Annotated in this window: 19 protein-coding genes; 9 read left to right on the plus strand and 10 right to left on the minus strand. The window is 65.8% G+C overall.

Annotation, left to right across the window (positions count from 1 at the left end; all coding sequences use genetic code 11):
* Positions 1-74: 74 nt before the first annotated feature.
* Positions 75-1127, minus strand: a complete 1053-nt coding sequence (locus FG94_RS08300) for an MBL fold metallo-hydrolase (protein ID WP_036209685.1) — start codon at positions 1125-1127, stop codon at positions 75-77.
* A 123-nt stretch (positions 1128-1250) separates the two neighbouring features.
* Between FG94_RS08300 and FG94_RS08305 the strand changes: the two genes are divergently transcribed.
* The 7 genes from FG94_RS08305 (at position 1251) to FG94_RS08335 (ending at position 8550) form a co-directional block, all read left to right on the plus strand.
* Positions 1251-1652, plus strand: a complete 402-nt coding sequence (locus tag FG94_RS08305) for a MerR family DNA-binding transcriptional regulator (protein ID WP_036209687.1) — start codon at positions 1251-1253, stop codon at positions 1650-1652.
* A 117-nt stretch (positions 1653-1769) separates the two neighbouring features.
* Positions 1770-2954: an isovaleryl-CoA dehydrogenase gene (locus tag FG94_RS08310; RefSeq protein WP_036209689.1), complete on the plus strand. Its 1185-nt coding sequence runs from the start codon at positions 1770-1772 to the stop codon at positions 2952-2954.
* A gap of 172 nt (positions 2955-3126) precedes the next feature.
* Positions 3127-4941 carry a bifunctional isocitrate dehydrogenase kinase/phosphatase gene (aceK, locus tag FG94_RS08315; RefSeq protein WP_036209693.1) on the plus strand — a complete coding sequence of 605 codons (1815 nt, stop codon included), beginning with the start codon at positions 3127-3129 and terminating at the stop codon, positions 4939-4941.
* Positions 4934-6133 carry an acetyl-CoA C-acyltransferase gene (locus tag FG94_RS08320; protein ID WP_036209696.1) on the plus strand — a complete coding sequence of 400 codons (1200 nt, stop codon included), beginning with the start codon at positions 4934-4936 and terminating at the stop codon, positions 6131-6133. Before aceK ends, FG94_RS08320 begins: the two co-directional genes overlap by 8 nt.
* Before the next feature lie 69 nt (positions 6134-6202).
* A complete protein-coding gene (locus FG94_RS08325) occupies positions 6203-6871 on the plus strand; it encodes an SDR family oxidoreductase (protein WP_036209699.1) in 669 nt (222 codons plus the stop codon).
* Between the two features lie 24 nt (positions 6872-6895).
* Positions 6896-8023, plus strand: a complete 1128-nt coding sequence (locus tag FG94_RS08330) for an acyl-CoA dehydrogenase family protein (protein ID WP_036209704.1) — start codon at positions 6896-6898, stop codon at positions 8021-8023.
* A gap of 29 nt (positions 8024-8052) precedes the next feature.
* Entirely contained in the window at positions 8053-8550 is a 498-nt protein-coding gene (locus FG94_RS08335; protein WP_373964711.1) for an N-acetyltransferase family protein, read from the plus strand.
* A 168-nt stretch (positions 8551-8718) separates the two neighbouring features.
* Here the strand turns inward: FG94_RS08335 and FG94_RS08340 are convergent, their stop codons facing one another.
* The 4 genes from FG94_RS08340 to FG94_RS08355 form a co-directional block, all read right to left on the minus strand.
* Positions 8719-9762: an LD-carboxypeptidase gene (locus tag FG94_RS08340; protein ID WP_036209706.1), complete on the minus strand. Its 1044-nt coding sequence runs from the start codon at positions 9760-9762 to the stop codon at positions 8719-8721.
* 97 nt (positions 9763-9859) lie between these two features.
* Positions 9860-12709 carry a TonB-dependent receptor domain-containing protein gene (locus tag FG94_RS08345; protein ID WP_036209709.1) on the minus strand — a complete coding sequence of 950 codons (2850 nt, stop codon included), beginning with the start codon at positions 12707-12709 and terminating at the stop codon, positions 9860-9862.
* A gap of 184 nt (positions 12710-12893) precedes the next feature.
* Positions 12894-14615, minus strand: a complete 1722-nt coding sequence (locus tag FG94_RS08350) for an ABC transporter substrate-binding protein (protein ID WP_036209712.1) — start codon at positions 14613-14615, stop codon at positions 12894-12896.
* A gap of 61 nt (positions 14616-14676) precedes the next feature.
* Entirely contained in the window at positions 14677-16212 is a 1536-nt protein-coding gene (locus FG94_RS08355; protein ID WP_036209715.1) for a serine hydrolase, read from the minus strand.
* 199 nt (positions 16213-16411) lie between these two features.
* Here FG94_RS08355 and FG94_RS08360 point away from each other — a divergent pair, with 199 nt between their 5' ends.
* Positions 16412-17650, plus strand: a complete 1239-nt coding sequence (locus FG94_RS08360) for a nucleoside recognition domain-containing protein (RefSeq protein WP_036209718.1) — start codon at positions 16412-16414, stop codon at positions 17648-17650.
* A 12-nt stretch (positions 17651-17662) separates the two neighbouring features.
* Complete coding sequence (gene dacB, locus FG94_RS08365; protein WP_036209721.1) at positions 17663-19147, plus strand: D-alanyl-D-alanine carboxypeptidase/D-alanyl-D-alanine-endopeptidase; 1485 nt, start codon at positions 17663-17665, stop codon at positions 19145-19147.
* Here dacB and FG94_RS08370 read toward each other — a convergent pair.
* The 5 genes from FG94_RS08370 to FG94_RS08385 form a co-directional block, all read right to left on the minus strand.
* Positions 19144-19968 carry a polysaccharide deacetylase family protein gene (locus tag FG94_RS08370; RefSeq protein WP_051996343.1) on the minus strand — a complete coding sequence of 275 codons (825 nt, stop codon included), beginning with the start codon at positions 19966-19968 and terminating at the stop codon, positions 19144-19146. The genes dacB and FG94_RS08370 overlap by 4 nt on opposite strands.
* Before the next feature lie 100 nt (positions 19969-20068).
* Positions 20069-20296, minus strand: a complete 228-nt coding sequence (locus tag FG94_RS28110) for a hypothetical protein (protein ID WP_229445890.1) — start codon at positions 20294-20296, stop codon at positions 20069-20071.
* A gap of 138 nt (positions 20297-20434) precedes the next feature.
* Complete coding sequence (locus FG94_RS28115) at positions 20435-21001, minus strand: polysaccharide deacetylase family protein (RefSeq protein WP_229445891.1); 567 nt, start codon at positions 20999-21001, stop codon at positions 20435-20437.
* Position 21002: 1 nt separating this feature from the next.
* Complete coding sequence (locus tag FG94_RS08380) at positions 21003-21614, minus strand: M15 family metallopeptidase (RefSeq protein WP_036209724.1); 612 nt, start codon at positions 21612-21614, stop codon at positions 21003-21005.
* Complete coding sequence (locus tag FG94_RS08385; RefSeq protein ID WP_036209727.1) at positions 21611-22516, minus strand: LysR family transcriptional regulator; 906 nt, start codon at positions 22514-22516, stop codon at positions 21611-21613. Before FG94_RS08385 ends, FG94_RS08380 begins: the two co-directional genes overlap by 4 nt.
* Positions 22517-22580 lie beyond the last annotated feature (64 nt).

Raw genomic sequence — 22580 nt, forward strand, 5'->3', positions numbered from 1 at the left:
AAGTATGACATTGCCGCACGATTGTATGCAACAAATATGCATATTGCCGACGCTGCCGGCATTGCGGAAAGAGATCAGGCTAGTCGGAAACGAATAATACCGTCGCTATCCTTACTGCGGCGCAGCATTCCGTCGCGCCATAATTTATGCAGGTGGGCCAGTGCCTCGCCCAGAGCGAAACTGAGCTGGTGAGCGTCGAGCTGGCGGCGGAACATCAGGGGCACGATATCGACGGCCGACTTCGGCTCGACACAGGCCGCCAGCACCTCGGCCAGGCGGGCCGCATGATGATCATGCAATTGAGCGATTCGGGTATGCAGGCCGCGGAAGGGCTTGCCATGCGAAGGCAGGACAAGAGTGTCCTCAGGCAAGTTTGTGAACTTTTTCAGCGACTGCAGATAGAGGTCCAGCGGGTTGCCCTCCGGCTCGACCGCGAATACCGACACGTTGGTCGAAATGCGCGGCAAGACCATGTCGCCGGAAATCAGGATCTTCAGCTCCTCGGAATACAGCGAGGCATGTTCCGGCGAATGACCGAAGCCGGTGATCACGCGCCAGCCCCTGCCGCCGATCTCGACCAGGTCGCCGTCCTGCAGGCGGGTATAGGCTTCCGGCACCGCCGGCACCAGCGACGGATAGTAATTTCGCCGGCTGCGCATCTGTTCCAGCATGGCCGGGTCCACCAGGCCGTGGCGCTCGAAGTGCGGGATGGCCGAGGGACCGTCGACGCCCGGCAGCGCCGCCGCCATCATGCGGGCAAAGGCGAATTCGCCGGCGGTGGTCCAGAACGGCGCCGCGAAGCGGCTGCTCAGCCAGCCCGACAGGCCGACGTGGTCGGGATGGCAATGGGTGGCGAACACGCGCAGCAGCGGCGCGCCCTGCAAGCCCTCGCCCAGCACCTGTTCCCAGGCCGCGCGGGTGGCGTCGGTCCCGGCGCCGCAGTCGACCACGCTCCAGCCGGCGCGGCCTTCTTGTTCGTCGCGCAGCAGCCACAGGTTGATGTGGTCGAGCGCGAAGGGCAGCGGCATCCGGATCCAGGCCAGGCCCGGCGCCAGTTGATGGACCATGCCCGGTGCCGGGATGGTGTCGCCAAAGGGGTAATCGAGCTGGGCTTCGAGCGGGTTCATGGAAAACTTTCGTGTTCGTCGTGGGCGGTCGCGCTACAATGCCGTTAACGTAAACGTAAACCGGGGCGCAGACATCGATTGTAAGCGATTCCCTGTTTCGCTTCTTTTGCTTCATAGAGAACCATGGTCACCTACACCATCGCCGAACTGGCCCGCGAATTCGACATCACTGCCCGCGCCATCCGCTTTTATGAAGACCAGGGCTTGCTCAGTCCCAAGCGCGAAGGCGTGGGCGGCCGCAACCGCGTCTACACCCCGCGCGACCGTACCCGGCTGAAACTGACCCTGCGCGGCAAGCGTCTGGGCCTGACCCTGTCGGAAATCAAGAGCATCGTCGACATGTACGAGTCGCCACGCGACACCGCGGCCCAGATCGAACGCTTCCTCGGGGTACTGGCCCACCAGCGCGTGACGCTGGAACAGCAACGCGCCGACATCGAGATGGCGCTCGAGGAAATTTCCGCACACGAGGAAGAATGCCGCCGCCTGCTGGCGGAAAGCGCGGACAACAAGAACGCCGCCTGAAGCACGCGGAGGGCTGGCACGCTCCCTTTTTTTGGCCTTTTAGTTGACGTTTACGTTAACGTAAGAGGCGAGTATCATGCACCCTATCCTGCTCAACCACCGTTCACGAGGACGACAATGCTGCATCTCCCAGGCTTGACCTTTGACCATGGCGAAGACATCGCCGCGCTGCGCGAAGCCGTACAACAGTTCGCGGAAGCCGAAATCGCACCGCGCGCTGCCGAGATCGACCGCAGCGACCAGTTCCCGATGGACCTGTGGAAGAAGATGGGCGAACTCGGCCTGCTGGGCATCACCGTCGGCGAGGAATACGGCGGCGCCAACATGGGCTACCTGGCCCACATCGTCGCGATGGAAGAAATCTCGCGCGCCTCGGCCTCGGTCGGCCTGTCCTACGGCGCCCACTCGAACCTGTGCGTCAACCAGATCAAGCGCAACGGCAACGAAGAGCAGAAGCGCAAGTACCTGCCCAAGCTGATCTCGGGCGAGCACGTGGGCGCGCTGGCCATGTCCGAGCCGAACGCCGGTTCCGACGTCGTCAGCATGAAGCTCAAGGCCGAACTGAAGGGCGACCGTTACGTCCTGAACGGCACCAAGATGTGGATCACCAACGGTCCGGACGCCGACACCCTGGTGGTGTACGCCAAGACCGACCTCGAAGCCGGCCCGCGCGGCATGACCGCCTTCCTGATCGAAAAGGGCTTCAAGGGCTTCTCGATCGCCCAGAAGCTCGACAAGCTGGGCATGCGCGGCTCGCACACGGGCGAACTGGTGTTCCAGGACTGCGAAGTGCCGGTCGAGAACGTGCTGGGCGGCGTCGGCAAGGGCGTCAACGTGCTGATGTCGGGCCTGGACTTCGAGCGCACCGTGCTGTCGGGCGGTCCGCTGGGCATCATGTCGGCCTGCATGGATTCGGTGGTGCCCTACATCCACGAGCGCAAGCAGTTCGGCCAGGCGATCGGCGAGTTCCAGCTCATGCAGGGCAAGATCGCCGACATGTACTCGACCATGATGGCTTGCCGCGCCTACGTGTACGCCGTGGGCCAGGCCTGTGACCGCGCCACTACCCCGGAAGCCGTGCGCGCCCTGCGCAAGGACGCCGCCGGCGCCATCCTGTACAGCGCCGAGAAGGCGACCTGGATGGCGGGCGAAGCGATCCAGACCCTGGGCGGCAACGGCTACATCAACGAGTACCCGGTCGGCCGCCTGTGGCGCGACGCCAAGCTGTACGAGATCGGCGCGGGCACCAGCGAGATCCGCCGCATGCTGATCGGGCGCGAGCTGTTCGGCGAGACGATGTAATCCGGATAATCGGATTACACGCAATACGTAGGGTGGGCAGGTCTCCTGCCCACGCGTCCAACTAGCGATGGCGTTGTCGAGTCGCTTGCTGTAGCTGAACGCGTGGGCGGGAAACCCGCCCACCCTACGTTGCAATAAAATATCCGCCTACATGGACTGCGCGAGACGAACGATGACCCAGCAAGCGTTCCCCAAACTGCTGTCTTCCCAGATCGCCTTCGACATCGCGCGCACCATCCTGGACGGCTTCGACAAGCATTACCGCCTGTTCCGCCAGGCCAGCCAGGCCGCGCGGCGCCATTTCGAGGCCGCCGACTGGGCCACCGCGCAGGCGGCCGCGCGCGAACGCATCGATTACTACGACAAGCGCGTGCAGGAATGCGTCCACGTGCTGCAGGACGAATACGCCCCGGAAGAACTCACGGACCCCGTCTGGCGCGAAACCAAGCTGCACTACATCGGCCTGCTCTCGGGCCACAAGCAGCCGGAACTGGCCGAAACCTTCTTCAACTCGGTCAGCTGCATCATCCTGCACCGCAGCTACTACCATAACGACTACATCTTCGTGCGCCCGGTGATCTCCACCGAGTACATCGAGACCGAGGAGCCGCTGCCGACCTACCGGGTCTACTATCCGGCGGCCGACGGCCTGAGCAATGCCCTGCGCCGCGTGCTCACCAACTTCCAGTTCGCCGTGCCCTTCGCCGACCTCGAGCGCGACGTCGCCAGCGTCGAGGCGCGACTAAGCGAGGCCTTCGGGCTGGCGCAGGCGGAACCGAACCTGCAGCTGCAGGTGCTGTCCAGCCCCTTCTTTCGCAACAAGGCGGCCTACGTCGTCGGCCGCGTCATCAACGGCCCGCGCAACTATCCCTTCGTGATCCCGGTGCTGCACGACCGCCAGGGGCGGCTGGTGCTGGACACGGTGCTGCTCGATGTCTACCACATCACCCTGCTGTTCAGCTTCACGCGCGCCTACTTTTTGGTGGACATGGAGGTGCCCTCGGCTTACGTAACTTTTCTGCGCAGCCTCATGCCGCGCAAGCCGCGCAGCGAGATCTACACGGTGCTGGGCCTGCAGAAGCAGGGCAAGGCCCTGTTCTACCGCGACTTCCTGCAGCACCTGAAGCACAGTTCCGACCTGTTCCGCATCGCGCCCGGCATCCGCGGCCTGGTGATGCTGGTGTTCGAACTGCCGTCCTTCCCCTACGTGTTCAAGGTGATCAAGGATTTCTATCCGCCGCCGAAGGAAACGACGCGCGCCCAGGTCAAGGAAAAATACCTGCTGGTGAAGCACCACGACCGGGTCGGGCGCATGGCCGACACCCTCGAGTATTCCGACGCCGCCTTCCCGCTGGCGCGCTTCTCGGAAGAGTTATTAAACGAGCTGAAGCAACACGCGCCCTCGCTGGTCGAGATCGAAGGCGAGCGCATCATCGTGCGCCACCTCTACATCGAGCGCCGCATGGTGCCGCTGAATATCTACCTGGCCGAGGCCCAGGCCGCCGGCGACGAGGAACGCCTGGAACACGGCGTGATCGAATACGGCAATGCGATCAAGGACCTCGTTGCGGCGAATATCTTCCCGGGCGACATGCTGTACAAGAATTTCGGCGTCACCCGCCACGGCCGCGTCGTGTTCTATGATTACGACGAGATCGAATACCTCACCGACTGCAACTTCCGCGATATCCCGGAAGCGCGCAACGACGAGGACGAGATGGCATCGGAACCCTGGTACCCGATCGGCAGGCATGACGTCTTTCCGGAACAATTTGGCCGCTTCCTGCTTGGAAATCCGAGCATCCGGCGCCATTTCATGAAGCACCACGCGGAGCTGTTGACCCGCGCGTATTGGCAATCCCACAAGGACCGCATATTGGCGGGCGTCGTCGACGACGTCTTCCCTTATCCCCAGCAGATCCGTTTCTGTGCACAAGACGCAAGCACACCATCCCCACCCATTTTGGAGAACTTACACAATGAATGATCCAGTCGTTATCGTTGGCGCCGCCCGTACCCCGATGGGCGCCTTCCAGGGCGATTTTTCGTCGAAGTCGGCGAGCGACCTCGGCGCGGTGGCGATCAAGGCCGCGGTGGAGCGCGCCGGCGTCGACGCCAACAGCGTCGAGCACGTCTACTTCGGCAACTGCCTGATGGCCGGCCAGGGCCAGGCCCCGGCGCGCCAGGCGCTGATCAAGGCCGGCCTGCCGCTGTCGACCGGCGCCGTGACCCTCTCGAAGATGTGCGGCTCGGCGATGCAGGCCGCGATCTTCGCCCATGACCAGCTGGTGGCCGGCAGCGCCGACATCGTCGTCGCGGGCGGCATGGAATCGATGACCAACGCGCCCTACCTGATCCCGAAGGCGCGCGGCGGCTACCGCATCGGCCATGCGCCGATGTTCGACCACATGATGCTCGACGGCCTGGAAGACGCCTACTCGCGCAACGAGAAGACCGGCGAAGGCCGCTCGATGGGCACCTTCGCCGAAGAGTGCGTGGCCACTTACCAGTTCTCGCGCGAAGAGCAGGACAACTTCGCGATCGAATCGGTCAAGCGTGCCCAGGCCGCCAACAACGAAGGCTGGTTCGACTGGGAAGTGGCGCCGGTCTCGGTCGCCACCCGCACCGGCGAACTGCTGGTCGAGAAGGATGAAGGCCCGATGAAGGCCAAGGTCGACAAGATCCCGTCCCTGAAGCCGGCATTCAAGAAGGACGGCACCGTGACCGCCGCCTCGTCCTCGTCGATCAACGACGGCGCCGCCGCCCTGGTGATGATGCGCGAATCGAAAGCGAAAGAGCTGGGCCTGGCCCCGATCGCCCGCGTGCTCGGCCACGCCACCCACGCGCAGGAACCGAACCTGTTCACCACCGCCCCGATCGGCGCGATGCAGAAGCTGTTCAAGAAGACCGGCTGGACGGCGGGCGACGTGGATCTGTTCGAGATCAACGAAGCCTTCGCCGCGGTGCCGATGGCCGCCATGCGCGACCTCGACATCCCGCACAACAAGGTCAACATCCACGGCGGCGCCTGCGCCCTCGGCCACCCGATCGGCGCCTCGGGCGCGCGCATCATCGTCACCCTGCTGGGCGCCCTGAAGCGCACCGGCGGCAAGCGCGGCGTGGCCTCGCTGTGCATCGGCGGCGGTGAAGCGACTGCGATGGCAATCGAGCTGGTTTGATACAAACCGTGTTCAATACGGGGCATTTACCCCGTATTGAACACATACCGTGATGAAAAGGAGCACCTCATGCCCACTGCCCTGATTATCGGTGCCTCGCGCGGCATCGGCCACGAGATGGTGCGCCAGTACCGTGCGGACGGCTGGCGCGTGATCGCCACCGCCCGCAAGCAGGAAGACTGCGACGAACTGGCGCAGATGGGCGCGACCGCCCACCAGCTCGACGTCACCAGCGCCGATTCGATCGCGGCGCTGGGCTGGCGCCTCGACGACGAGCAGGTCGACGTGGCCTGGCTGGTGGCCGGCGTCTACGGCCCCTCGGGCTCGAGCTTCCCGACCGGCCCCGAATTCGACGCGGTCATGCACACCAATGTGCTGGCGGCCATGCGCCTGCTCCCGATCGTCGGCCCGCTGCTGGCCGACACGCGCGGTAAACTCGCCGTGCTGTCCTCGAAGATGGGCTCGATCGGCGCGCGCAATTCCACCGAAGGCACCCTGTACCGCGCCAGCAAGGCCGCGCTCAACTCGGTGGTGGCCGATGCCGCCATCACCTATGGCGCGCAGGGCGTCACCTGCGTGTCCTTCCATCCGGGCTGGGTCCAGACCGACATGGGCGGCAGCGGCGCCACCCTCACGGTGGAGCAAAGCGTGAGCGACCTGCGCGCCACGCTGGCCAAGCTGGATGCCTCCAGCAACGGCGCCTTCCTGAACCACGACGGCACGCCGATTCCGTGGTAACCACATAACAAACAACGAGACACCATGATTCTGAGCGAAGAACACCAGATGATCCGCGACGCCCTGCGCAGCTACGCGCAGGAGCGCCTGGCCCCGAACGCCGCGCGCTGGGACCGCGAGCACTACTTTCCGAAGGACGAGCTGAAGGAACTGGCCGGCCTGGGCGCCTTCGGCGTCGCGGTGCCGGAGCAGTACGGCGGCGCGGGCCTCGACTACGTGTCGCTGGCGCTGGTGCTGGAAGAGATCGCGGCCGGCGACGGCGGCACCTCGACCATCATCTCGGTCAACAACTGCCCGGTCTGCTCGATCGCCATGATGTACGCGAACGAAGAGCAGAAACAACGCTACCTGGTCCCGCTGGCGCGGGGCGAGATGCTGGGCGCCTTTGCCCTCACCGAGCCGCACACCGGCAGCGACGCCTCGGCCCTGCGCACCACGGCCACCCGCGACGGCGACCACTACGTCCTCAACGGCACCAAGCAGTTCATCACCAGCGGCAAGTACGGCGACGTGGCCATCGTCATGGCGGTCACGGATAAAGCCGCCGGCAAGAAGGGCATCAGCGCCTTCTGGGTCGAGACGAATACGCCCGGCTACATCGTCGCCGGCCTGGAACAGAAGATGGGCCAGCACTCCTCGGACACGGCGCAGATCGTGTTCGACAATTGCCGCGTCCCGGCCCAGAACCTGATCGGCGAGGAAGGCATGGGCTACAAGATCGCCCTGTCCGGCCTGGAGGGCGGCCGCATCGGCATCGCCTCGCAGTCGGTCGGCATGGCGCGCGCCGCCTATGAGGCTGCCCTTAGCTATGCGAAAGACCGCGAAAGCTTCGGCAAGCCGATCTTCGAACACCAGTCGGTGCAGTTCCGCCTGGCCGAGATGGCGATGCAGATCGAGGCCGCGCGCCAGCTGATCCTGCACGCGGCGTCGATGAAGGATGCCGGCCTGCCCTGCCTGAAGGAAGCCGCGATGGCCAAGCTGTTCGCTTCCGAGATGGCCGAACGCGTGGTCTCCAGCGCCATGCAGGTGTTTGGCGGCTATGGCTACGTGGCCGACTTCCCGGTCGAGCGCATCTACCGCGACGTGCGCGTGTGCCAGATCTACGAAGGCACCAGCGACATCCAGAAGATCCTGATCGCCCGCGCGCTGTGATCACGATTCGTCCCGCTACACCGGAGGACTTGCCGGCGCTGTTCGCCTACCTGGGCGAACAGCTGGCGGAGAACGGCCGCGACGGCCTGCTGTTCCAGCCGATGGCGCCGACAACGGAGGGCGTGCCGCTGGCCATGCGCGAACGTTTCAGCGCCGGCATGACAAGCTCGCCTGGCCACCCGGGCTGGCGCCACGTGTGGATCGCACTCGACGACGACGGCGCGATTGCCGGCCACATCGACCTGCGCGGCAGGCCGGAACCGGCATCGAGCCACCGCACCCTGCTCGGCATGGGCGTGCGCCACGACCTGCGCCGCGCGGGCATCGGCACGCGCCTGGTGCAGGAAGCGCTGGCCTGGGCCCGCGCCAGCGGCTTCGCCTGGGTGGATCTCGAGGTGCTGTCGCAGAACCACAAGGCGCGTGCCTTGTACGTGCGCATGGGCTTCGTCGAGACCGGCGAAGTGCCGGACCTGTACCGCATCGAAGGACAATCGATCGGCGCGGTGTCGATGAGCTTGCGGATGTAGGGTGGGCGGCTCCACCTGGCAGTTGGACCACACGCGGCCATGGCGCCGCCCACGCGTTCAGCTCCCCTTTGCGCAGCGATGCAGACATTCATGCCTGGTTTGAACGCGTGGGCGGCATCCAGGCCGCCGGCAGATACGCGGACCTCGGTATAGCCGCCCCCCCTTACGTCAGGTAACGCAGGACTCCAGCAGCGTCACCGTTCGGGACTCCGTGTCGAGGGTGGCGCGCAGGCCCACCGGCAGCGTGAACTGGTGGCGGATGTGGCCGATCGAGTAGCCGGTCACTGCCGGAACGGTCAAGGGCTTGAGGTGATGATCGAAGGTCTCGTCCAGGCTCAATGAGCGCCTGCCCTCCTGCGGCGCGCAGTCCTCGCAGATGCCGACCATGACCCCGGCCGCATTCGCGAAGCCGAACGACAGGTCGAGCTGGGTCATCCAGCGGTCCAGGCGGTAGGGCGCCTCGTCCACCTCTTCCAGGAACAGCAGGGCGTCGCGGAAGTCCGCCGCATAGGGCGTGCCGCACAGGGCCGCCACGATCGACAAGTTGCCGCCCAGGAGCGGACCGGTGGCCGTGCCCGAGGTCAGGGTGCGGATGCCGAAGTGCGGCATGGTCTGGGCCTTCAGGGCGTTCTCCGGCGCCATCGGAATCGTGTAGCGCGGCTGCGGGTCGCACAGCACCGCCATCATGTGCTCGCGCGGGTAGTCGGCCAGCGTCGACGAGGCCACCGGGCCGTGGAAGGTCACCAGGCCGGTCTTGTTATGGATCGCCAGGTGCAGCGCCGTGATGTCCGAGTAGCCGAGCAGGATCTTCGGGTGGCGGCGGATCAGCCCGTAGTCGAGTGTCGACAGCAGCGAGATGCAGCCCGAGCCGCCGCGGATCGGCCAGATCATCTTTACCTCGGGATCGAGGAACATGGCGTGCAGGTCGGCCAGGCGTTGCTGCACCGAGCCCGCATAATTGCCGTGCACGGCCTTGATGTAAGTGCCCACTTTGACGCGCAGGCTGAGGGCTTCGATATTCCTGACCGCTTTCTCGATCAGGCGGTCGTCGGCATAGCCGCCGGGGGCGATCAGGCCGACCAGGTCGCCGGGGCGCAGGCGTGGTGGTTTGATGAGGCGCCTGGACGAGCGCCGCGGGGCGGCTGCGGCCAGGCCAGGGGTGGAGAGAGCGGCTGCGACGGAAGCGCCGAAGCCGCGCCGGCTGATTTTCATGCTCGACATCCGCTACAAAGAAAAACGGCCCGCGCCGTGGAAGCTTGCGCTTCCATCGACAGCGGGCCGCCGGGTTCGATCAACTTATACGATCAACTTAGAAGAACTTGTAGGTCGCCATCAGGGTGAACGAGCGGCCACGCGGGTCGGCCACGCGCGGTTCCCAGGTGCTGCCCGCGCCGGTGTTGCTGTCGTAGGTGACAGCGAACGGCGGATCTTCGTCCAGCAGGTTCTTGATGCCTGCGGTCAGCGACAGGTTCTTGAAGCCGGTGTAGGTAGTCGTCAGGTGGAAGATCGAGTACGCATCCACTTTCGGATTCCAGTTGGCCGGCTTCACCAGGCCGTTGGCCACGCCCGGCAGCACCTGGTCGTCATAGCCCGAACGGTAGATGTTCTGCAGCATGGTGCTCCAGTTGCCGTACTTGTAGGTCGCATAGGCGCTGTGCTTCCACTTCAGGCCCAGGTCGCCGGTGAAGACGAAGCGGCCCACTTCGCTCTTGCCGAATTCGGCGTTGGTGGTGGCGCGCGACTTCTTCTCCAGCAGGCGCGAACCGTCGATGCCCAGGGTCCACTGCGAACCGGTGCTGAACTTGCCGTTGAAGCGGGCGCCCAGCTCGAGGCCGCGGGTGATGCGCTCGCCGGCGTTGACCCAGCGCTGGTCGATGATGGCGATGTTGCCCGCCGCGTCGCGGATGAACTGATCCTTGAACAGGTTGTAGTTCGCCACCATGGTCGACGTGCTGAACGAATCGATGGTGTTCTGCTTGCGGATCTCCCACAGGTCGGCGTTGGCCGAGAACCAGTTGAACGGCTCGATCACGACACCGATGGTGCCTTGCTTCGCGGTTTCCGGGCCCAGGTTCGACTTGCCGCCGGTGATGTAGTTCGGGGTGATCGATTCGCAGCCTGGCTTGGTCGCGTCGACCAGGCCGGTCGGGCACTTGGCCGGGTCGACCAGGTCCTTGCCGGCGTACGGCGACTCGGTGATGCCGTTGAACAGCTGGTTGAACGACGGGGCGCGGAAGCCCTCGTTGTACGAACCGCGGAACAGCAGCTGCGGGATCGGCTGGTAGCGGAACGAGACCTTCGGGTTGGTGGTGCTGCCGATGCCGCTGTAGTGGTCGCGGCGGATGGCCAGGGTGATGTCGAGGTTCTTGACCACCGGCACCAGCAGTTCGGCGTACACGGCCTTGATGTCGCGATGCACGTTGTCCAGGGCGTTGGCGTCGTCGAAGGGCGCGTTCAGGATCGCCGGACGAGCGGCTGCGGCACGCTTGTCGCCGTTGAACTTGTACTCTTCGCGGCGCAGGTCGAAGCCGACTGCGCCCATGACGGCGCCGGCCGGCAGGTTGAACAGCTCGCCCGACAGCGCGCCGTCGAGCTGGGTCAGGATGGTCTTGCCGCCATACAGGGTGACGCCTGCGGCCGAGGTGGACTGGATCGCGTCGATCGCCGCCTGCGACTGGGTCTGGCCCGGCAGCAGGAACGGGTTGACGATGCCCGAGCCCAGCACATTGGCCAGGGCAACGGTGTAGTTGTAGCCAGTGCCCAGCTGCGATTCCGACTCGCTGAAGGCACGCGACAGGCCGACGCGGTAGTCATAGCTGCGGCCGAACAGGTTGACCGGGCCGTCGGCGCCGACCAGCAGGCGGGCGGCCTTCGATTCGGTCACGATCTCGCGGTTGCCGCACTCCATGCAGCGCCAGCGGTAGGCGATCGGCAGGCCGTAGTTGGCCGAGATGCTCGGGAACACCTTGACCAGCGCGTTGTAGACGCTGTCATAGGCGGCGCCGGTGCGCGGATAGAAGGAGGTCGGGCCGAAAGTCGAGCTGGAGGGCGAAATCTGGTTCGGCGAGAAGCGCTTGGACACTTCCACGTTCGAGGCCACGCCTTCGATGAAGAACTGGTGATCGCCCGACTGGAAGGTGGCGCGCGCCAGCGCATTGCTGTTCTTGACCGGCTGCTGCAGCACGGCCGCGCGGCCGGTGTCCCAGGCGCAGCCGTAGGCGGAGCCGGCGCTGTTCCACAGCTTCTCGTCGTACGGGCCCATGCCGTCGATGCTGTTGCAACCCGCGCCGCCCGGCAGGTCGAGCAGGCTGATGCCGTTATAGGTGGTGGTGCCGCCGCCCGGCAGGGTCGGGCCGGTGCCGGTGCGCGACAGCAGGGTCGGGGCCAGGGTGGTGGCGAACACGTTGGCGCTTGGCGAGCCGCGGGTATCCACCGACACGCCGCGGTCCGGCTGGAAGGTGTTGACGAAGTCGCGCTGGTCGCCGCGCAGGGCCTTGTTCTGGCTGTGCGCGAAAGTCGCCAGTACATTCCAGCCGTCGACCTGCAGGTCGCCCCAGCCGCCGGTGATCGACGCGCGGCCGATCTCGCTGCCGCCCGCCTCGGTGACGTCGACGAAGGCCTGGGTTTCCAGGCCCCGGTAGTTCTTTTTCAGGATAAAGTTGATCACGCCGCCGATCGCGTCGGTGCCGTAGATCGCGGAGGCGCCGTCCTTCAGCACCTCGACGCGCTCCACCGCCGCCATCGGGATCGAGTTCAGGTCGACCGCGGAACCCTTCATGCCGTGGGTCGCCACGCGGCGGCCGTTCAGCAGCACCAGGGTCGAATCGGCGCCCTGGCCGCGCAGGTTGGCCGAGGAGGCGCCGTTGTTGCCGCGCTGCGCACCCGAGGTGACGTCGGCGTTCGAGGCCAGGTTGTCGGAACCGTTGCCGTTGACGTTCAGCGTCGCGATCAGCTGCTCGGCGGTGACGATGCCCTGGGCTTCGAGCTGCTTGGCCGTGATGACCTCGACCGGCAGCGCGCCTTCCTTGGCGATGCGCTTGATGCTACTGCCGGTGATCTCGACACGCTGGATCGGACCGGAAATCTGCACATTCTGTGCGATGGCCGGGCTGACCGCGCCCATCAGGGCGATCAATTGAGCGAGCTTCTTTACCTTCACGCGTTTCTCCTAACGTTTTTCCCTTGGCGACCCAGGAATTCCTGGCCGATCTTCGTTGTAATGTCTTGGCATTACGTTATTTTTCGATTTCAGGGTAAGCCTTCTTATTTACGGCTATCCAATGAAATATCCGGCGGCCAGTATAACTAGGGGGAATGTTTTATTTGGGAAAAACTCACCAAAACTAGCGCGCACCTCTGCTGGAGCGTGCTCTTTGCGCAACATCGACATCCAAATAACGCCAGGTCGTGAATTCAACGGGATGGCGTTTGTAGTTTTTCAACCACGGATGGCGCAGATCGCCCGACAAGACCTGGGTCAGCGGCACCCACGGGTTATAGGCGTGGATCAGTTGGTTCATCTCGAAATACAGCTTCTGGCGCGCGGGACCGTCGCTGAGCAGGCGCGCCTGTTCGTAGCGCTGGTTATAGGCGGGCAGGTTGAAGCGCGCGTAATTGGCGCGGCCGGCGTTGGGGCCGTACAGCAGCTGGTAGAAGTTGTCGCCGTCGGGGAAGTCGGCGATCCAGTTGCTCTCGAACATCTGGACCGTGCCCAGGCGCGAGGCCTTGATGATCTCGGTTTTCTTGTCCGACTTGAACACGACGCGCAAGCCGATCGCGTTCAGGCACTTGCGCCACAACTCGTCGCGCAGGCGGCCGCCGACCGTGGCCTCGCTGTGCATGGTCAGCGTCAGCGGCTTGCCGTCGGGCGCGCGCCGAAAGCCGTCCGGATCGCGCCGGGTGTAGCCGTAGCGGTCCAGCAGCGCATTGGCCAAGGCCGGATCGTAGGGCACCGGACTGCGGTAGTGCGGGTCGTAGCCCAGCACATTGGGCGGCAGCGGCGATTCGGCCTTGATCGCGAAGCCCTTCTTCAGCAGCGCGATGTCCTCGGCGTTGTTGTAGGCCATCGAGATCGCGCGGCGCAGCGCCACCTTGTCCTTGCCGTAGCCGCCGACGACCGGGTCGTTCATGTTCATCCACATGTAGTAGGTCTGCAGCACCGGAAAGCGCGACAGCACGATGCCACGCGCCGCCAGTTCCGGCTTGAGCTGGCCGTCGCTGACCACCATGTCGGTCATCGACTCCGGAATCTGCTCCAGGTAGTCGTACTCGGCGTTCAGGAAGCCCAGCATGCGGCCCTGGAACTCCTCGGCGATGCGCACCTCGACCCGGTCCACCCGCGGCAGGCGCTTGCCCTCGAGGGCGGCGGCGATCGCCTTGTCCTCGGGGTTATCTCCTGGCGTCGCATGGAACACGGCGGTCGAATCGGGATTGGCCAGCAGGACGATCCGGTCGCTTCGCTTCCACTCGCCGACCATGAAGGGGCCGGTGCCGACCGGGTGGTTGCCGGCCTGGCCCGGATAGGCGTCGATCACTTCGCGCGCCACCGCGCTCGATGCGGGCATCGCCAGGTAGAACAGGAAGTTGTTGTCCGGCGCCTTGAGGCGGATGCGCAGGGTATGGCGGTCGAGGGCGCGCAGCTCGGCCACGCCTTCGAAAGTGGCGGCCCAGGGCGACCTGGTGGCGGGATCGCGCAGGCGCTTGATGCTGTAGACGTAGTCCTGGGCGGTCATCTCGCGCTTCGCTCCCTTGAAAGCCGGGTCCGGCGTGAAATGGATGCCAGGGCGGATGCGGAAGGTGTAGGTCAGGCCGTCGGCGCTTACCTCGGGCATGGCGGCGGCCGTGTTGGGACGCAGCTTGGCCGGACGCGCCAGGTAGTCGTAGCGCAGCAGGGGGTCGAACAGGTTCTCCAGCAGCGAGAGGGTGGCGTTGTCCGAGGCCACGGCCGGGTCCAGGCCGGTTTCGCTGGTGGACAGGAACATGCGCAGGACTTTTTCCTGCGCGTTCGCGCTACCGGCGCACAGCAGGGAGAACAGGAGGGCGGCGGCGGTCAGGCGAAGTGTCATGGCGAACGATATCGGCAGGGAAAACCTGCGTATCATAGCCGCGGCTGCAGCGAAACGGTGCTTATTGCTTCGCCGGCGTGAGCGTGATCTCCTGCACCTTGGGCTCGCGTTCCGGCGTGAGCGTGAAGGCGACGTTCACCGTTCCTCGCTCGCCGACCAGCGGGAAGCTGCCGCGCAAGCGGTTGTCGGCCTTGATCGGGCCGACCGAGGTGATCTTCCCGATCGGTTCCAGCTTTTCGCGCGCGTGCGCGATCCAGTCTTCGCGCGAGCGGTCGAGGAACAGGTTGTCGGCCGCGATCGCGCTTGCCAGCGCCACATCCCACGACTGCACCAGTTGCGCCACTTGCCCATGGCGCGTCGCCAGGATCGGCGATACGGGAATGGGGCGCGGGCCAAGCTCGGCACGCTCGACCAGCATGGCCAGCGCCTTGGCGGTCGGCCCGTACACCGGTCCGTAGCGCAGGTTGGTAAAGGCGAACACGCCCACCCCGTGGTCCGGCGCGAAACGGTACTGGCTGCCGAAGCCCGGCAGGCCGCCCGAATGGCCCGAGCTCACCACGTTGCGGCTGTCGCGCTGCCAGACCAGGCCATGGCTGTAGAAGCTCACGGTCGGATTCGGCGTTGTCATGTCGCTCAGGGTGGCCTTGGTGGACAGGCCGGCAAACGCCTGCGGCAGGTGCATCTCGCGCACCGTAGCGCGGCGCAGCGGTCCGCGCTCCGGGTCGTTGCGGGCCGGCCAGGCGTCCAGGTGGAAGGCGACATAGCGCGCAAAGTCGTCCGCCGTCGTGATCAGGCCGCCCATCGCGGCGCCGTCGCCATCGGACAGGATAGGCTCCGCCTCCCAGTGGTCGCGGTCCCAGCGGTAGCCCAGCGCCAGCTTGCCCGGCGCAGCCTGCGTATATTCCCAGCGCGTGTTGTGCATGCCCAGCGGCCGCAGGATCTCGCGCGTCACGTAGTCCTGGAAGCGCATGCCCGACACCTTGCTGACTACCTTGCCCAGCAGGATGTAGCCGAGGTTGCTGTATTCGAAGGTCTGGCCGGGCGTATTGGAAAACGACAGCCCGGCGCCGACCAGCTGCTCGAGCCTGGCATTCGGGACGGCCATCTGGCGGTCGCCCCAGGGATTGTCCTCGGGCAGCCCGGTGGTCATGGTCGTCAAGTGGCGGATCGTCAGCGCGGGCGAGTCGCTCGTCGGCAGCTGGACCCGGCGCACTTCGGGCAGGTAGTCGGCGACCGGATCGTCGAGGCGCAGCTTGCCCGCGTCACGCAGTTTTAGCGCCGCCATCGCCACGAAGCTTTTGCTCATCGAGGCAATACGGAATTCGGTCGACCCCGTCACAGGGGTCTTGCGCTCCACGTCGGCCAGGCCGAGCGGGCGCATGTGCACCAGCTTGCCATCGAGGACCACGCCGTACACCAGACCCGGCAGGTGCTCCTTGCCGGCAAGCTCCGTGTACATCTTGTCTATCTCGGGAAGCAAGGCCGCCACGCGTTCGCCCCGGCTCGCGGCCGGCGCCTGCGCGCAGGCATGCACGGCGGCGACGCTGCCGACCACGAAAACAAGGCTGCACAGGGTAAGGCGAGAGGGGCGATGCATGCTGGGCTTCTCCGGTAGGCGCGGGGGTGGAGAAGGATTATGCCCTGATTTTCATGCCATGAAGCAAACAGAAAAGCGGGCAGGCCGGCTCCCCTTATAACTTTTAAACATGGCGCAGGCGCATTCTTTCATCTGCGCAGCTGTTTCCGGGCCTATACTCTCCGCTGCACAATCGTACGATCTCAGCAGCGGCATTCACATGGCACTCAATTACATCTGGACTGGCTTCTTCCTCGTCGGCTTCATCGCGGCACTCGCGCAATGGCTGTTCCTGGGCGATACCGAGATCTTCAAGCGCATCATCGACGGCACCTTCTCGTCGGCCAAGATGGCGGTGATGGACATCGCCCTGCCGCTGGCCGGCGTCATGACGCTCTGGCTGGGCATCATGAACGTCGGCGAAAAGGCCGGCGCCATCAACCTGTTCGCCCGCATCATCGCGCCCTTCTTCTCGCGCATCTTCCCCGGCGTGCCGAAGGACCATCCGGCCAACGGCCACATGGTGATGAACTTCTCGGCCAACATGCTCGGCCTGGACAATGCCGCCACCCCCTTCGGCCTGAAGGCCATGGAAAGCCTGCAGACGCTGAACCCGAGCAAGGACGAGGCCAGCGACGCGCAGATCATGTTCCTGGTGATCCAGACCTCGGGCCTGACCATCATCCCGCTGGCGATCATGGCCCAGCGCGCAATTCTCGGGGCCGCGAATCCGGCCGACATCTTCATCCCGACCCTGATCGCGACCTACTGCTCGACCATGACCGGCATCATCGCCGTCAGCCTGCGCCAGCGCATCAACCTGCTGCACCCGGCGGTGTTCGGCTGGATCGGCGGCCTGACCGCCCTCATCGCCCTGCTGGTCTGGTACTTCACCGTCTTCCTCGACAAGGCGCAGATCCAGCTGGTCTCGGTGGTCACCGCCAACCTGATCCTGTTCTCGATCATCGCGGCCTTCATGGTCGGCGCGCTGGCGAAGAAGGTGAACGTGTTCGAAGCCTTCATCGAAGGGGCCAAGGGCGGCATCGAGACCTCGCTGCGGATCATTCCCTACCTGGTCGGCATGCTGGTGGCGATCAGCGTGGTGCGCAACTCGGGCATCCTGGGCCTGATCGTGAGCGGCTTCGCCTGGATCTTCACCGCCCTCGGCCTGCCGACCGACTTCGTCGGCGCGCTGCCTACCGCACTCATGAAACCGCTGTCGGGCAGCGGCTCGCGCGCCATGATGATCGATGCCATGACCACCTACGGCGTCGACTCCTTCGTGGGCCGCCTGGCCAGCATCCTGCAGGGCGCCGCCGACACCACCTTCTACATCATCGCGCTGTATTTCGGCTCGGTCGGCATCCGCAAGACCCGCTATGCGATCGGCTACGGCCTGCTGGCCGACCTGGCCGGCGTCATCGGCGCCATCTTCGTCGCCTATCTGTTCTTCGGTTAATCAGGAGTCATCATGCTGCGCCGCCTTACCCTCGCCACCCTCTTCGTTGCCGTTTTCGGCAGCGCCCATGCCCAGCTGCCGGCGCCGGTCGCCCAGGTGCTGGCGCAGCAGGGCCTGCCCGAAGACGCCCTCGGCGTGCTGGTGCTCAAGGGCGACAGCGTGGTGCTGTCGCACCAGGCCGACCGGCCAATGCAGCCGGCATCGACCATGAAGCTGGTGACGACCATGGTCAGCCTGGAGCGCCTCGGCCCCGCCTTCCGCGGCCGCACCGAGCTGCGCACCACGGGCGAGATCGAGAAAGGCGTCCTGCGCGGCAACCTGATCCTGAAAGGCGGCGCCGACGCCGACCTGTCCGGCGCAGACCTGGAAAACATGCTGCGTGCCCTGCACTACCAGGGCATCCGCCGCATCGAGGGCGACCTGGTGCTGGACCGCAGCCTGTGGCAGCCGGCGCGCACGGACGTCGGCATCGCGCCCTTCGACGAGTCGCCCGAGGCCTATTACAACGTGATCCCGGATGCGCTGCTGGTCAACAAGAACATGATCCAGATCGACATGCGCTCGACCAACAAGCGCCTGAAGCTGGAGATGCAGCCGCAACTGGATCGCGTGAGCATCGGCTCCGACATGACGCTCATCGACGCCGACTGCGCGAAGTGGGAAGACGGCTGGAAGCTGCCGGAAGCCGTGCGCAAGAAGGACGGCCGCATCCGGGTGCTCCTGCACGGGACCTTCCCGAAAGACTGCGCGCGCAGCTACAGCATCAACGTGCTGGACCGGAACGACTACATCGAGCGCCTGTTCCGGCAGAAGTGGAAGGAGCTGGGCGGAAAGTTCAGCGGCAAGGCGGTCGAGGGCACGGCGCCGCCCGACTCGACCCTGCTGGCCGAGCATACCTCGCGCATGCTGCCGGAGCTGGTCCGCGACACCAACAAGCCCTCGGACAACCTGCTGGCGCGCACCCTGTTCCTCAGCCTGGGCAGCCTGCAGCCGGATCCGGCGGCAGGCAGCTTCGCCCTTCCGGTCAACGACGAGAGTACCTTCGCACGGGCCGATGCCGCGGTGCGCGAATGGATGCGCGGCCATCGGATCGACGATGCCGGCTTCGTGATCGAGAACGGCTCGGGTCTGTCGCGCCTTGAACGCATCACGCCGCAGCAGATGGCCTACCTGCTGCAGGCCGGCCTGCGCAGCAACTGGTCGCCCGAATTCCAGTCCAGCATGCCGATCGCCGGCATCGACGGCACCCTGCGCCGCCGCCTGCAGGGCACCGCGGCGGCGGGACGTGCGCGCCTGAAGACCGGCACGCTGCGCAACGTGGTGGCGCTGGCGGGCTACGTGCCGGATGCGGACGGCGTGCAGAACGTGTTCGTCGCGATCGTCAACAGCGAGCAGGCCGGCAACGGTCGCGGACGCGCGGTGCTCGATGCGCTGGTGGACTGGGTGGCGCGTTCGGGAGCGCAGGCGGCGCCGGCACAGGCACCGGCCATGCCCTAGAGCATCCTCAGCGCGGGCGCCGGAGGCTTCGGCGCCAGATGGTGGATCCTGCCGCCATACGCATACGCCGGGCTCGTGATGGTCCAGCCCATGTCCTGGAACAGGGTGATCACGTCGTCCAGCCACAGCGCATTGATCAGGTTATGGTGCAGCAGGGCCACGTGGGGTATGTCGCGGCCCTGGAGGCGCCGGGCCAGTTCGCGGTAGGTCTCGGCACGCTCGCGGACCTGCGCCAGGTAGGCCTGGCGGAAGGGTTCGAGGTCCGTTTGCGGATCCTTCGCGAGCGCCTCGAGCAGTTCGCCATTCAGGCGCCAATCGGCGGTGTCCAGCGTGATACGCGCATTGCGGTAGCCGTGCTCGCCCAGGAAGGCGCGCATGCCCTCGCGTTTTTCAGGCGTGCCTCCTTCGCGCAGGTAGGGGAAGCGGAACCATTTCTTATAGCCGGGCAGCGCCGCGATGACGCGATCGCAGTCGAGCACTTCCTGCTGGTACTGCGCCAGCGTGACCGCGGGGTCGTCCAGGTCCGGATGGGTCACTGTATGGTTGGCGATGACATGGCCGGCCAGCCCCCACGCCATGCCTTCGGGCCGGTTGGTGCCGAAGCCGGCGGTGACGAACAGCGCCGCCTGGACGCCGTGCCTGGCCAGCGCCGCCAGCATCGCGTCGTTGCGGGCCTGGGGCGACAGGAGCGGGGTTGCGGCCAGCGATGGACCGTCGTCGAAGGTCAGGGCCACCGACTGCGCATGCAGCGGTGAGGCCAGGAGAAAGCAGCTTGCGGCAAGCGCGCCGCACAGGCGGCGTACGTGATCGAAGGCAGGCATGGAAGCGCTCCTTTCGGCATCGTCTGGACTAACTTTAGTACTGTCCAGTCTGCTACCTATGAGCCAGCGCAACGGCCCTGCGCGCAAGCCCACGCCGGCTTCAAAGGCCCTGCTGCGCGAGGGCCTCGATCTCGAAGTCGCCGTCGTCCATCAGGCGCAATCCCAGTTCTGCAGGCTTCAGTCCCAGGCTGCGTCCCATGGCCAGCAACAGGCTGCCGCCGGAGCGTTCCGGCATGAAGCGGTAGACGGGATCGGCATAGGCCTGGGCCGGCGTGGTGATGGTCCAGCCCATGTCCTTGAACTGGCGGATCACGTCGTCCAGCCACATCGCATTGATCAGGTTATGGTGCAGCAGCAGGACCTGCGGGATGTCCCTGCCCTGCAGCCGTTGCCCCAGCTCGCGGTAGGCCAGCGCACGCTGGCGGATGTGCGCCAGGTAGGCCAGGCGGATCGGCTCGACGTTCGCCTACGGATTCTTTGCCAGCACCTCGGTCAGCTTCTCGTTCAGCCGCCAGTCGCTGGTGTCGAGCGTGACGTAGCCGTTGCGGTAGCCCTGCTGGCGGAGAAAGGCGCGCATGCCGTCGCGCTTGTCCTTGCTGTTCCCTTCGCGCAGGTAGGTGTAGCGGTACCACTTCTGGTAGCCCGGCAGAGCGGCGATGACGCGGTCGCAGTCGAGCACTTCCTGCTGGTACTGGGCGAGCGTGACCTTGTCGCTGTCCAGGTCCGGATGCGTCATGGTGTGGTTGGCGAGCGCATGGCCGGCCTGGCCCCAGGCGCGCGCCAGCGCCAGGCCTTCCGGGCGGTCGGCGCCGTTCCCGACGGTGACGAACAGCGCGGCCTGGACCTGTTGCCGCGCCAGCGCCGCCAGCATGGCCGCGTTACGGGCCTGCGGCCCCAGGTGTGGGGTAGCGGCCAGAATCGGGCCGTCGTCGAAGGTGAAGGCGACCGACTGGGCCTGCAGTTGCGGCGCCAGCAGGATGCAGACTAATGTAATCGCACTGCGCAGCCAGCATAAGGGGCGCAGGCCACGCATGTCAGAGCACGCGGCGGTAGGTGGCGCGCACCAGTTCGCGGTCGCCGCAGTCGAAATGCCACCATTCGGTGTTGATGCCGAAGAAGCCCGCCTCCAGCATGCCCTCGCGCAGCAGACGGCGGTTGGCCACCTGCTCGTCGGTGAGCTCGCCGGTGATCAGGAAGCCTTCTTCCAGCGCCGGATGCGACAAATTGGTCATGTCGTCGAAACCGGTGCCCATGTCGAGCTCGCGTCCCTGTTCGTCGAGCAGGGTGATGTCGAGCGCCATGCCGTAGGAGTGGATCGAGCCGCGCGCCGGGTTGGCCAGGTACATCTGCAGGCCGGTGCCCTCGAGCGCGTCCCACAGCTGCTGCTGCACGCGCTGCGGACGCAGGGCGTCGAGCACCAGGGCGGTGTATCCGGGACGGCGCTGCTTCAGCCAGGCCACGACCTTCTCCAGCGCCTCGGCGGCGTCGCGGTGCAGCCAGGCGCAATCGAAAGGCGAATACAGGTCACGTCCGACGAAGTTGTTGGGCGTGGCGTAGCGCAGGTCGATCGCGATCCCGTCGATACTGGTGAGATGGCGGAATTCAGGGCTGCCGGCGATATCCTCGCTGGCCACAGTCAGGGTCATGCACAGCCTTTTTCGAGACAGGCGCGCGCGGTCGCGCCGATACAGTTGGCCAGCTCCCGCGCCCCGTGCGACAAGGGGGAATGGCTGGCGCTCAGGAGATACAGGTGCACCGGCATCGCCGGCGCCCACTGGCGGCACTGCACCCTGGCCGGGTCGGCCGAAGCCGCGGTGAAGGGGTCGAGCACGGCCAGGCCGGCGCCGGCTTCCACCAGCGAGCGGGCGATCTGGTAGGTCTGCACCACGGTGTGGTAGACCGGCTGCACGCCCTGGGCCTCGCAGGCCGCGACCACGATCTCGCCCAGCGGGTCGCCGTCGGTCAGGCCGATCAGCTCGCCGCTCAAGCCTTCGGCGCCGAAAGGCCGGGACAGTTCTTCCTCGCTCCAGGTGCCGCGCGGCGCCATCACGGTGAGATAGCCGTGGGCGATCGGCTCGGCCACGATGCCGGGGTGGCGCGGGTCCTGCAGCGACAGCGCCAGGTCGGCTTCGCCCAGGCGCAGCGCGTTCACGATCTCGCTGGTGTGGTGGGTGGACAGCTCGCAGCGCGCCTGCGGGAAGTCGCGGCGCCATACCGTCATCGCCTGCGGCAGCACGCTGATCGCGATGGTCGGTGTCGAGACCAGGCGCACGGTTTCCACCGCGCGGCTCTTCAGGCTGGCGGCCAGGCGGCGGATGCCCTGCAGGTCGCGGTTCAGCTTCTCGGTTTCGGCGAACAGGCGGTGCGCTTCCGGTTTCGGATACAGCTTGCCGCGCACCCGCTCGAACAGCGGCATGCCCAGCTGCAGCTCCGCGTGCTGCAGGACTTTCGTCACCGCCGGCTGCGAGATGTGGAGAACCTGGGCGGCACCGCTGATGGTACCGACCTGCATGATGGCGTGGAAAACTTCGATATGGCGCAGGCGCATCGCTTCATCCTTCTGTTGAGACCCCGCGCGCATGACGCGGATTTTTCGAAGGATACAGGGAAAA

It is taken from the genome of Massilia sp. LC238, from assembly GCF_000735635.1.
Lineage (GTDB): Bacteria > Pseudomonadota > Gammaproteobacteria > Burkholderiales > Burkholderiaceae_D > Telluria > Telluria varians.